The 12242-nt window shown below is 61.7% G+C and carries 11 protein-coding genes; 7 read left to right on the plus strand and 4 right to left on the minus strand.

The window, feature by feature from the left end:
- Positions 1-159 precede the first annotated feature (159 nt).
- Positions 160-897: a L,D-transpeptidase gene (locus NKJ00_RS00870; protein WP_352628376.1), complete on the minus strand. Its 738-nt coding sequence runs from the start codon at positions 895-897 to the stop codon at positions 160-162.
- Between the two features lie 215 nt (positions 898-1112).
- Here NKJ00_RS00870 and NKJ00_RS00875 point away from each other — a divergent pair, with 215 nt between their 5' ends.
- Complete coding sequence (locus NKJ00_RS00875) at positions 1113-1751, plus strand: DNA-3-methyladenine glycosylase I (RefSeq protein WP_023809022.1); 639 nt, start codon at positions 1113-1115, stop codon at positions 1749-1751.
- A 29-nt stretch (positions 1752-1780) separates the two neighbouring features.
- Here the strand turns inward: NKJ00_RS00875 and NKJ00_RS00880 are convergent, their stop codons facing one another.
- Positions 1781-2035 carry a hypothetical protein gene (locus NKJ00_RS00880; RefSeq protein ID WP_023809021.1) on the minus strand — a complete coding sequence of 85 codons (255 nt, stop codon included), beginning with the start codon at positions 2033-2035 and terminating at the stop codon, positions 1781-1783.
- Between the two features lie 226 nt (positions 2036-2261).
- Between NKJ00_RS00880 and hisS the strand changes: the two genes are divergently transcribed.
- The 6 genes from hisS to NKJ00_RS00910 all read left to right on the plus strand — a co-directional run bounded on the left by hisS (position 2262) and on the right by NKJ00_RS00910 (position 9392).
- Positions 2262-3767 carry a histidine--tRNA ligase gene (gene hisS, locus NKJ00_RS00885; RefSeq protein ID WP_352628378.1) on the plus strand — a complete coding sequence of 502 codons (1506 nt, stop codon included), beginning with the start codon at positions 2262-2264 and terminating at the stop codon, positions 3765-3767.
- A gap of 178 nt (positions 3768-3945) precedes the next feature.
- Entirely contained in the window at positions 3946-5067 is a 1122-nt protein-coding gene (locus NKJ00_RS00890; RefSeq protein ID WP_352628380.1) for an ATP phosphoribosyltransferase regulatory subunit, read from the plus strand.
- Entirely contained in the window at positions 5064-5762 is a 699-nt protein-coding gene (hisG, locus tag NKJ00_RS00895) for an ATP phosphoribosyltransferase (protein WP_352553584.1), read from the plus strand. The genes NKJ00_RS00890 and hisG overlap by 4 nt, the downstream gene beginning before the upstream one ends.
- 336 nt (positions 5763-6098) lie before the next feature.
- Positions 6099-7871, plus strand: a complete 1773-nt coding sequence (locus NKJ00_RS00900; RefSeq protein WP_352628382.1) for an AMP-binding protein — start codon at positions 6099-6101, stop codon at positions 7869-7871.
- 184 nt (positions 7872-8055) lie between these two features.
- On the plus strand, positions 8056-9159 hold the full coding sequence (locus tag NKJ00_RS00905) for a calcium:cation antiporter (protein WP_352628384.1): 1104 nt from the start codon (positions 8056-8058) through the stop codon (positions 9157-9159).
- 26 nt (positions 9160-9185) lie between these two features.
- Positions 9186-9392 carry a hypothetical protein gene (locus NKJ00_RS00910; protein WP_352581475.1) on the plus strand — a complete coding sequence of 69 codons (207 nt, stop codon included), beginning with the start codon at positions 9186-9188 and terminating at the stop codon, positions 9390-9392.
- A 170-nt stretch (positions 9393-9562) separates the two neighbouring features.
- Here the strand turns inward: NKJ00_RS00910 and NKJ00_RS00915 are convergent, their stop codons facing one another.
- Positions 9563-10615: a sensor histidine kinase gene (locus NKJ00_RS00915; protein WP_352628386.1), complete on the minus strand. Its 1053-nt coding sequence runs from the start codon at positions 10613-10615 to the stop codon at positions 9563-9565.
- Entirely contained in the window at positions 10612-12051 is a 1440-nt protein-coding gene (locus NKJ00_RS00920; protein ID WP_023809013.1) for a DUF7125 family protein, read from the minus strand. The genes NKJ00_RS00915 and NKJ00_RS00920 overlap by 4 nt, the downstream gene beginning before the upstream one ends.
- Positions 12052-12242: the final 191 nt, after the last annotated feature.

The raw sequence follows: 12242 nt of genomic DNA on the forward strand, positions 1-12242 counted from the left end.
CCTTCTGCCCTCGATTTCTGCTCAAAACGGAAAGGGCAGCGCGGTTTCCCGTGCTGCCCTTCCTGACCGGCCGCATCCCCATACGGCCCGTCCCCCGTTGTCCCTAAACTGGCCTCGAAAAGCGGACTGCTTTGCCGGCCAGGTGATTCGCAGGACCTACTATATCACCTCGACCGTGGTTCCGACATTGACCCGTTCATAGAGGTCGACGACGTCCTCGTTGCGCATGCGGATGCAGCCCGATGACACCGCACCGCCGATCGTCCACGGCTGGTTGGTGCCGTGGATGCGGTACTCGGTCGTGCCGAGGTAGAGCGCGCGGGCGCCAAGCGGGTTCTCCGTGCCGCCGGCAAGATAGGTCGGCAAATAGCGGCCCTTGGCGGCTTCACGCTTGATCATCTGCGCCGGCGGGCGCCAGTCCGGCCATTCGCGCTTGTTGGTGATCTTGTGCGTACCCGACCATTCGAAGCCCGGCTTGCCGGTGCCGACGCCATAGCGCCTTGCCTTGCCGTTCTTCTCGACCAGGAAGAGGAAATTCTGCGTGGTGTCGATGACGATCGTGCCCGGCTTCTGGCCTCCGTCATAGTCGACTTCCTGCGGCAGGTAGATCGGGTTGATCTGAGGACGCGCGACCATGCGCTTGGCCGGCGGCTGCACCGCCGCAGTCTGCACTCGGTCGGGCTGCGCCAGGCGCAGGCGCCGCTGTTGCTGGACGACCTGGCGGTTCTGGCGCACGATGCCGGGTGCCTGGCCAAGCTGCAGCACCCAGGGTGCCGAAAGGTCGGGGCTCACCATCACCGGCGGCCTGTCGGCATAGCGGTCGCCGGCGGTGGAGGGCGTGACGCCGGCGGCAAACACAGCCACGGCGCCGAGCACGGGAAACAGAACTGTCTTCATCGTAACGCACCTTGATCGTCTGATACAAAACGGGTGGAAACGTCCTCCCGGTTCGGCGATCATTGGCGCGCAAGCAGCAACCGAAACATGAATCGGAATGCGTAAAATGCGGAACTGTCGGTAAACCTTTTGATGTGGTTACCGCCGGGTTCAGGAATCTGGTAAAGCCGCAGTAAATGCCGCGCAAAAGCGCGTTAACGAACGGATTTTGGCTTATGGACAAGGAAAACACCGGACTGCTCGCCGGTCCCGATGGTGTCGCGCGCTGCTTCTGGCACGGCAATCTGCCCGACTATCTGCACTACCACGATCATGAATGGGGCCGGCCTGTGGCCGACGACCGCAGGCTGTTCGAAAAGATCTGCCTCGAAGGCTTTCAGTCTGGCCTGTCGTGGCTGACCATTCTGCGCAAGCGGGAGAATTTTCGCGAAGCCTTCGCCAATTTCGAATTCGACAAGGTCGCCGCCTTCACCGACAAGGATGTCGAGCGCCTGCTCGGCAATGCCGGCATCATCCGCCATCGCGGCAAGATCGTCTCGACCATCAACAACGCCAAGCGCGCCCGCGAAATGGCCGACGAGTTCGGCTCGCTGGCCGCCTGGTTCTGGAAGTTCGAACCCGGCAAGGAGGAGCGGCCGCAGATCGTCGATCTCGCCCATCTGCGCGCCAACCCGACCACGGCGGTCTCGGTGCGGATTTCGAAGGAGTTGAAGAAACGCGGCTGGAGCTTCGTGGGGCCGACCACTGTCTACGCCTTCATGCAGGCGATGGGCCTGGTCAACGACCATCTCGAGGGCTGCATCTGCCGCAAAGAGGTCGAGAAGCAGCGGAAGGCGTTCAAAAGGCCGAAGTAGCCCCTCTACTTCCGGTAAAGCGAGTAATTTCAGGTGCCGTTGGCGCTGGCCAGCACCAGGCCGGCGACGATCGCCACCACCGTGGCCACGGTCGGATAGATCACCAGCAGGCCGGTCATCAACGCGTCGCGCATGGATGGGCCTTTGCCGGTGTCGGCCGGCACTTCGAACGGGCCGGCAGCCTGGCTGACCATTTTCGGAGCGTGGATGTCGGCCGGGCGCAAGCGCGCGGGCAATTCGCCGGCTTCGCCATCAATAGCGTAAAATCTTGCTGTGCTGACCATGGCCCCGAGCCCTCATTTACCCCGCCTTATGGGCGACGATTGTGTCGGCACGATGCCACACCCGTGTCGGGATTGTTTCATTTTCGATGCGGTTTTGTTTCACGGAGGTTCGAGCGTGGTGCTGGGTGCCGACCCTTGCCGCTCCCGGCTGCATCAGTTAGGAAACGCGCGCTGCCGAATAGGAATTTCCTATCCCGCAACGCCACGAAACACCGGATGCTCACTCATGGCCGACAAATCGGAAAAGACGAAAGCGCGACTGCCGCGCGGTTTTGCCGACCGCAGCGCCGAGGACATCCGCGCCGTCGAGAAGATGATGGCGACGATCCGCTCGGTCTATGAGCTTTACGGTTTCGAGCCCGCTGACCAGCCGCTGATCGAATACACCGATGCGCTTGGAAAATTCCTGCCCGACCAGGACCGGCCGAACGAAGGCGTGTTCTCCTTCCAGGATGACGACGACCAGTGGCTGTCGCTGCGCTATGATTTGACGGCGCCGACGGCCCGTTTCGTCGCCGAGAATTACGAGCGCCTGCCCAAGCCTTACCGCAGCTATCGCTCCGGCTGGGTGTTCCGCAACGAGAAGCCAGGCCCCGGCCGCTTCCGCCAGTTCATGCAGTTCGACGCCGACACGATCGGTACGCCGGGCGTGGCCGCCGACGCCGAAATGGCGATGATGATGGCCGACGTCATGGAAGCGCTCGGCATCAAGCGCGGCGACTACGTCATTCGCGTCAACAACCGCAAGGTTCTGGATGGCGTGCTGGAGGCGATCGGGCTTGGCGGCGAGGAGAATGCCGGACGAAGGCTGACGGTGCTGCGCGCGATCGACAAACTGGACAAGCTCGGGCCGGAAGGCGTGAAGCTTTTGCTTGGCCCGGGCCGCTGGGACGGTGGCAAGGAAGGCGAAGGCGACTTCGCCAAGGGCGCCGGGTTGAATAACGGGCAGGCCGAGGCAGTCCTTCTCGCGACAGCGAGGAATGCACAGGTAGGCCAGGATTCCATGGTCAGTTCGAATGCCATCTACCAGGAAGGCGTCGGCGAACTCGCCACGATTGAAGCGCTGGTCAGGGCGGCAGGATATGGCGAGGACCGTATCGCCATGGACCGCTCGGTCGTGCGCGGCCTCGAATACTACACCGGCCCGGTTTTCGAAGCCGAGCTTCTGGCCGAAATCCCCAACGAAGACGGCCAGATCGTGCGCTTCGGCTCGGTCGGTGGCGGCGGCCGCTATGATGGCCTCGTCTCGCGTTTTCGCGGCGAGCCTGTGCCGGCGACCGGCTTTTCCATCGGCGTCTCCAGGTTGATGACCGCGCTGAAGAACCTCGGCAAGCTCGACGCCTCGGATGTGATCGCACCTGTCGTCGTGCTGGTGATGGACAAGGACACCGACAGCCTCGGCCGCTACCAGAAGATGGTTTCGGAGCTGCGTGCCGCCGGCATCCGCTCCGAAATGTATCTCGGCGGCGCCGGCATGAAGGCGCAGCTCAAATATGCCGACCGCCGCGGCTGCCCGGTCGCAATCATCCAGGGTGGCGACGAGCGCGCCAAGGGCGAGCTGCAGATCAAAGACCTGATCGAAGGCGCGCGCATGTCGGCCGAAATCACCGACAACGCCGAATGGCGCGCCGCGCGCCCGGCGCAGGTGACGGTGGCGGAAAGCGAGCTGGTTGGTGAGGTGAAGAAGATATTGGCGGCGCAGGCCGCTGATCGCGCGAAAGGTGGCGCTTGAATACCCCCCTCTGGCCTGCCGGCCATCTCCCCCGCAAGGGGGGAGATTGGATGCCGCCGAGGCTTTCGCCAATCTCCGGTGTTGAAGATGGCGCGCCAAGCTCGAAGCTGCCAATCTCCCCCCTTGCGGGGGAGATGGCCGGCAGGCCAGAGGGGGGTGCCTCGCGCCCATCCGATCGATGACCTCCCGCTACCCCGCAATATCAACCGACATCACCAACCTCTTCGCCACCCGCAACACGCATGCGGTCGAAGTCGCCATATTGCAGCCGGCCGACCCGTTCCTCGACATGGCCGGCGAGGATCTACGCCGCCGTATCTTCCTGACCGAAAGCGAAACCGGGCAGACATTGTGCCTGCGGCCGGAATTCACCATTCCGGTCTGCCTCGACCACATAAGCTCGCAGGCCGGCACGCCGCGCCGTTATTCCTATCTGGGCGAGGTGTTTCGCCAGCGCCGCGAAGGCGGCAACGAGTTCTTCCAGGCCGGCATAGAGGATCTTGGCGACCGCGATACCGCTGGGGCCGATGCCCGCTCGGTGGCGGACGCGCATGCGCTGCTGTCGCTGGTGCTGCCTGGTCAGGCGCTGGCCATCACGCTCGGCGACCAGACCATTTTCGAGGCGGTTCTGGCTGCCCTTGGCCTGCCGCGCGGCTGGCGCATGCGCCTTGCCCGTGCGTTCGGCTCGGCGCCGATGCTTGAGGCGGCACTCGCCGATCTCGCCAACCCGCCGCGCAACGGCCAACTCTCCGGTCCGGTCGCCGCTCTCGTCCTCGACGGTGATCTGGACGGTCTTTCCGCTCACATCGCCAGCGGCATGGAAGAGGCGGGCCTGTCGGCGTCCGCCGGACGCGCGCCGTCCGACATTGCCCGGCGGCTGATCGAGAAAGCCGAATTGCGCAGCGTTCGGTTGTCGAGCGAGGCCTTTTCCGCGCTGAAGGATTTTCTGGCGATCGACGTTCCGCTTGATGGCGCAACCCAGGCGCTGGAGTCCTTCGCCACCGGCGCCGGTCTGTCGCTCGATGTCGCGCTGGAAAAGTTCGCTGCCCGCGCCAAGGCGATCGAAACGCATGGCTTGCCGGCCGATAAAGTCCGCTACGACGCCGCCTTCGGCCGCCCGCTCGATTACTACACCGGCCTGGTTTTCGAAATCGCGGCCGACAATGGCGACCGGCCGCTGGTCGGCGGCGGCCGCTATGACCGGCTGCTGACCTTGCTTGGCGCGAAGACGCCTATCCCCGGCGTCGGCTTTTCGGTCTGGCTCGACCGCATCGAGGCATTGCGGGAGACGGCGCCATGATCACGCTGGCGATCCCGTCGAAAGGCCGCCTGAAAGAGCAGGCGCTGCAAATACTGGCCAAAGCCGGCCTCGCCGTCAGCCTGCCCGGTGACGAGCGCAAATACCACGCCCGCGTCGAGGGTCTGGATGATGTCGAAGTGGTGTTCCTGTCGGCTTCCGAAATATCAGGCGAGATCGGCCAGGGCGCCGTCGATCTGGGCATCACCGGCGAGGATTTGGTGCGTGAAAACCTCGCCGACTGGGAGACCCGCGCCGAAATTGTCGCCCGTCTCGGCTTCGGCAATGCCGATGTCGTGGTTGCCGTGCCCGACATATGGCTCGATGTCGACACCATGGCCGATCTCGACGACGTCGCCGCCGATTTTCGCCAGCGCCATGGCCGGCGGCTGCGCATCGCCACCAAATACTGGCGGCTGACGCAGCAATTCTTCTCGCAGAAGCACGGCATCCAGGTTTATCGCATCGTCGAGAGCCTAGGGGCTACCGAAGGCGCGCCGGCGGCCGGTCTGGCCGATGTCATCGTCGACATCACGACCACCGGCTCGACGCTGCGCGCCAATCATCTCAAGATACTCGGCGATGGCCTCGTCCTGCGCTCGCAGGCCTGTCTGGTGGCGTCGAAGAGGACACGGGCAGCGGCGGATGAGGCACTCTTGCGCGACATCGCGGCGAAGATGGCGTCAGCGGTCGGATAGCGGCGGGCCTTCGCCCGCTGCCCTCAGGGCTCCAAACCCAGCTTCAAAACCCCTACGGCGGTCCGTCCTGCGGTGTCGGTAACTTTGCGCCAGGGTTTTTCCTGTATAGGAATTATTTCCTTGACCGGTGCAGTCAGCTATGGTACATTTTTGCCTATGGTGCTGATTTGCGCCAGTGACCCGCCGCCCAGGCGGGTTTTTGCGTTTTGATGTTCGTCAACCAACGAAGAGCCCCGAAGCGTCGTGGACCGTATCGTTGCCCGGCCCCGACCATCGGCGGGATTTTCACCACCCCCTCGGGCTGATAGGCTCGGCCAGTCCCGGGAGGAGAGAGCGATGCCGGTCAATCTCGACGAGTTGAAGAATGCCAGCAATTTGCGCGGACGCGGCGCGCGTGCTGGCGGTGTCTTCGTCGCACCCGTTGACAACAGGGCGCATGTCTCTGGCGAACGCAGCGTGCCGTTGCTCGACAAGACCATCCCCGCGCTGTTTTCCGACACCGTCAGCAAATACGGCACGCTCGACGCCGCCGTTTTCGTCGACCAGGACAAGCGCTTCACCTGGAGCGAACTGTCGGACACGGTGGACGCGCTGGCTGCCGGCTTCCTGGCACTGGGGTTGGCAAAGGGCGATCGCGTCGGCATCTGGTCGCCCAACCGCTGGGAATGGCTGGTGACGCAGTTCGCCACCGCCCGCATCGGCCTGATCCTGGTCAACATCAACCCCGCCTATCGGTTGACCGAGCTCGACTATGCGCTGAACAAGGTCGGCTGCAAGGCGCTGGTCACCGCTGCCAGGTTCAAGACGTCAGACTATCTCGGCATGATCGAGACGCTGGCACCCGAGATCGCCAAGGCCACGTCGGGCAAGCTCAAGGCACAGAAACTGCCGGCGCTGAAGATCGTCATCCGCATGGGCGACGAGAATTCGCCCGGCATGTTCAATTTCGGCGACGTGCTGGCCATGGCCGGGCGTGACGAGCATGACAGCCTCGACCGCATCTCGGAGAAGCTGAAGCCGGGCGAGGCCATCAACATCCAGTTCACCTCAGGCACCACGGGAGCCCCCAAGGGCGCGACGCTGACCCACAGCAACATCGTCAACAACGGCAATTTCGTCACTTCGGCGATCAAGCTGACCGCCGACGACCGGCTGTGCATTCCGGTGCCGCTCTATCACTGCTTCGGCATGTCGATGGGCACGATGGGTTGCGTCTCGAAAGGCGCGACCATGGTTTTCCCGGGAGAAGGGTTCGACGCCGGCGCCACACTGAAGGCGGTGGCTCAGGAACGCTGCACCGGGCTTTATGGCGTGCCGACCATGTTCGTCGCCCTGCTGGATCATCCGGATTTTTCCGCCTTCGATCTCTCCAGCCTGCGCACCGGCATCATGGCCGGCTCGCCATGCCCAATCGAGGTGATGAAGAAGGTGGTGTCGCTGATGCATATGGAAGAGGTGACCATCGCCTACGGCATGACCGAGACCAGCCCGGTCTCGTTCCAGAGCGGCGTCGACGACCCGCTGGAAAAGCGCGTCTCGACCGTCGGGCGCATCCACCCCCATGTCGAGGTCAAGGCGGTCGATGCCGATGGCGCTACCGTTGCGGTCGGCGTACCGGGTGAGCTTTGCACGCGCGGCTATTCCGTGATGAAGGGCTACTGGGACGACGAGGAGAAGACCCGCGAGGCGATCGACAGCGACGGCTGGATGCACACCGGCGACCTCGCCACCATCGATGCCGAGGGTTATTGCAACATCGTCGGCCGGGTCAAGGATATGGTCATCCGCGGTGGCGAGAACGTCTATCCCAGGGAGGTCGAGGAATTCCTCTACCGCCATCCAAAGGTCAAGGAGGTGCAGGTGTTCGGCATTCCCGACGCCAAGTATGGCGAGGAGCTGTGCGCCTGGATCGTGCTCAAGCCCGGCCAGATCGCCACCGAGCAGGAGGTCAAGAACTTCTGCGCCGGCCAGATCGCCCATTACAAGATCCCCCGCCACATACGCTTCCGCACCGAATTGCCGATGACGGTGACCGGCAAGCCGCAGAAGTTCCTGATGCGCGAGGCGATGGTGGAGGAACTGGGGCTGGTGACGCAGAAGACGGCGTGAGCGAAGGCGGCGCTTCGATTTGTCCGCGGCGCTGGGTGCGTTCAGGTCGCGATCCTGCTGCATCATTTGGAGCGCGTTGTTTGTGAGGGGGAGAACGCCGGCCGTCGGGCCTGCCCGATATTATCTAAGGTGCTCCACTCCACATGGTTTTTCGGCAAGGTTCGCAGAAGCGACAGGGGCTCGAATGAGTGGTTTCAAACGATCGGTGGTTTCTTATGCGATGCCCTTGGCCGCCTTGGTGATGGCTGTTGCAGTCAGGGCAGGCGGGCTGTCGGCGGACGAAGGTTCGCTGAGCGCCAGGATACTCGTCGGAGCGCTTTCGAGTGCGATCATGTTCACCACCATTTTCGTGGTGCTCGACCACGCCGAGTCGGTGGCCCGGCGTGTAGGAGAGCCCTACGGCACATTGGTGCTGACTTTTGCCGTGACGGCAATCGAGGTGTCGATCATCGTTTCCATGATGCTGCATGGAGAGAACAACCCTACGCTTGCACGTGAGTCCGTCTTTTCAACGGTGATGATTGCATCCACCGGCGTCGTCGGCACGTGTCTTGCGCTTGGCGGCTGGCGTCATCGCAAGCAGGCAATTGTTCGACAAGGGACCAGCGCATATTTGGCGGTTCTGATCGCGCTGACCATCATGACGCTTATTCTGCCGACCTACACACAAGCTACGGGGCCGGGCACATTTTCGGCAGCTCAACTTGGCTTTGTGAGTGTGCTTTCGGTGCTGCTTTATGCAAGTTTTGTGTTCGCGCAGACTGTCCGCCACCGAGAAGACTTTGTCGAAGGGCAGGCCCACGGCGTTTCGCTGCGGACTGCCCCTCACGAAAGCGTCTTTGCCGGCACATTGCTGCTCTTGATCGGGCTGATTGGCATTGTCATGCTTGCCGAGCAGGTCGCCGCAAGTGTTGAAAATACGCTCGTTGCCTATCAGGTGACACAGGCTGACAGCATCGTGGGGGCATTGATCGCCGGGCTGGTTTTGATGCCGGAGGCCATTTCGGCGGTTCGCGCTTCACTCAACAATGAGCTGCAACGCGGCTTGAATGTCGCGATGGGTTCCGCTTGCGCCACAATTGGTTTGACAATACCGGCGGTCGCAGCCGCCAGCCTGCTGACGGGAAGAGGGTTAACCCTGGGGCTGCCGGCGACTGACACAGTGCTTTTGATTTTAGCGCTGTTCATATGCAACGTAAGTTTTAGTACTGAAAGAACAACATTCTTGACGGGTGCGGTCCATATAGTGGTATTTCTTACATATTTATTTCTTATATTTATACCGTGAAAAATATTGGTCAGGCAGGCAATTAGATGCGGCACGAGACAGCCGCCAACGGACTGCTTGGGTTCATCAGCCTGGAAGTCGATAGCGAACTGCAGACGACCGCCCCTTGCCTGAGATGGCGTTTTCGCTTCCGCACCGAATTGCCGATGACGGTGACCGGCAAGCCGCTGAAGTTCCTGATGCGCGAAGCGATGGTCGAGGAGCTGGGGCTGGTGACGCAGACGACGGCTTGAGGGCTGGCTCGCGCTGCGGCTGGGCAACGGCCGGCGTCGACTGTGAACCCCGATTGGCATCCAACACCGGTGGGCCGTCCACGTCGACATTGAGCCAGCTTCAATTGATAGCAACCTCGGTGTTTCTCGAGATGCCGTGCTTTTGGGTGAGCAGCCAAGGTGCCGCTACACTACTCGGTTGATTGCGGGCTAAGGCGGGAGAGTAGTCCGTGAATCGAGAAACGCAGGCCATCCGATGCGAAGACGAGATCAGGAGGCTCTCCAAACAGGCTGGTCAGGGCGGCGCGCATATAGCGTGTGCCGTATCCTACTCGCGAGGGCTGAACGACCGGCGGTCCTCCCGATTCTGTCCATCTCAGCGCCAGAACTGGTTCCGAACTCGAAGCGATCTTCCATTCCAAATCTATCCTTCCTTCGGGATAGGACAATCCGCCATATTTGATCGCATTCGTTGCAAGCTCGTGGAGCGAGAGAGCGAGCGTCGCGCCGGCCTCGCGCGAAAGCAACACCTCGGGCCCCTGAATCGTAATGCCGTGTTGTCCGCTGGAAATGTACGGCGCGAGGACCGAATTCACGACATCTGTCAAAGGTACGGCCTCGCCGCCGGCCGCAAATACAGCGGAATGAACATCCGCCAAGGCTCTCAAGCGGCCCTTGAAGTCTTCGGACAGGCTGGCTGCCGAGGTTGCGCCGCGCCGTGTCATGTCAAAGATTGATACGACTGTTGCGAGGATGTTTTTTACCCGATGATTGAGTTCGAGGCGCAGCTCGGTTTCCCGCTCAAGGTAATCGCGTACGTCGCGCTGGCGGGCTCTGGTGAGGAGTGCCGACTGTATCCCGCTGATCAGTTCCAACGCGGCCACGGGACGTTGGTAAAAAATCTGGCGTGAGCGTGGCCAGGCAGCGTTCAGGGCGGCCTGGACGCGCACTTGGGGCGCCGCGCGGTCGAGTAGGATCACGATGGGTATTTCCGACCAGTTCGGCTGATGCTGAAGGAAACTGGCAACAGTTGCGATGGCCGTGGGGTTCAAGGCTTCATGCGTAACGACCAGCACCCCGGGAGATAACGCAAGCAGGTTGTTCAAATCCGCGGGGTCGGCCGCTTGAGCCCGAACACCGCGCTCCTGCAGCAGGGAGGTCGTGTAAGCAGCGTCCTTGCGGTAGGGCGCCAAAATGAGCACCCAATCGAGCGTTCCCAGACCGTTGGAATCGGTGCCGCTCACGTCTCAGGCAGAGGATTGTAGGCAACGACCGAAACCCCGGAGCTTGCAATGAAGAGTTCCCGGACATCGAGGTCGTGCGGACCGTGGCGCTTTTTGACGACTGTAATGTTGCGCCTCAACCGGCCCTCGTGCTCGGCCATACGAAGTAGAAGCACGGTATCCCCGAGAAAGCTGACATCGACGTCAATCCCGACATTCTGCCCGAGCAATCCGTGCTGCGCGACGATGAGCATTGTCAGCACGTCCGCACGCGCGAGATGTTTCAGGAGAGATTGGATGTCGAGCACCGCCTTTTCGCGGTGGGGAAGTGAATTCAGATAGCCCGTGAAGCTGTCAATCACCACCACACGTGTATTGTTGCGGCTGACGACTTGCTGCACGATCTGGCCGAACTCGCCTGGCGAGATTTCGTTCGGGCTAAAATCGTAGATGACCAGTTGGCCATCCTTGTGGAACTGCCGCAGGTCCATCCCGAGCCCTTCGGAGCGGCGAAAGAAGGTCTCCAACCGCTCCTCGAACAGGAAGAGGGCAACGCTCTCGCCTCGCTTGAGAGAAGCCGTCGCGTAAAGAGACGACATAGTTGACTTGCCGGTTCCGGACTGACCGATAACCAGTGTTATTGTTCCTGACTCCTGACCGCCGCCAAACATCTCGTCGAGAGCCTCGACTCCCGATTTGATCAGTTGCGGCTTGGTCACCTCGGGAGGCGAGCCCGGCACAATCCTTGGAAACACAACGACGCCTTCACCCTCGCGAATGGCCATGTCATGATAACCGTCGGCATAAGGCACGCCACGCATCTTGCTGACTTCGATCCGCCGGCGCACCGCACCATAGTCCTCGAGCGATTTATCAAGGCGGATGACGCCGTGGGCGATGCCCTCGATTTCCTCGCCATTGTGATCGCCGCCACTGGTTTGGGTATCGAGCAAAACAGCCACAATGCCCCGCCTGGCCAGGAAGGCTTTGAAGCCGATCAGTTCCCGCCTAAACCTTGGCGTATCGCCGGTGATCAGCCGGATTTCGAGCAAGGAGTCGTACACCAGTCTGTGTGGTTTGTATTCTTCGATCGCGCGTTCGATCGCCTTACGCGTCTCATCCAAGCGAAGGTCGGCGGTCTGGAAAATCGTCTGATCGGCTGCGCCACTCACGGCTTCGGAGGCCGAAAGCTCTTCGACGCGAATTCCATCGAGCGTCCAGCCGTGTGAAGAGGCAATCGCCTGCAGTTCGGAAGCGGTTTGCGAAAGGCTGACGTAGATGCAGCGTTCACCGGCCGCCACGCCGGCACGCAGAAACTGCAAGGCTGCCGTGGTTTTGCCTGCGCCGGGATCGCCCTGCACGATATAAAAGTTCGAAGCGGGCAGACCACCACGAAGAATTTCGTCCAAGCCGGCGATACCGGAACTTACAACGGGCTGCTTTTTTCGCTCGGCCATTCCGCCCCTAGTCTCCACCAGAAACTGTCAGCCCGTCATTGGGCATCAATAATGTAGAACGGTTGCACCGCTTGGCCACCTGGCCCAGGGAAACATCGATTTTCTGGAGCTAATTCTAGTAATCGGCGCGCTGCTGGGAGGCAAGTAAATCTCCTTGAAATGGCGGACGAAGTTGGGATGCACACTGGTGC

It is taken from the genome of Mesorhizobium sp. M0227 (assembly GCF_040321855.1).
Classification (GTDB): domain Bacteria; phylum Pseudomonadota; class Alphaproteobacteria; order Rhizobiales; family Rhizobiaceae; genus Mesorhizobium.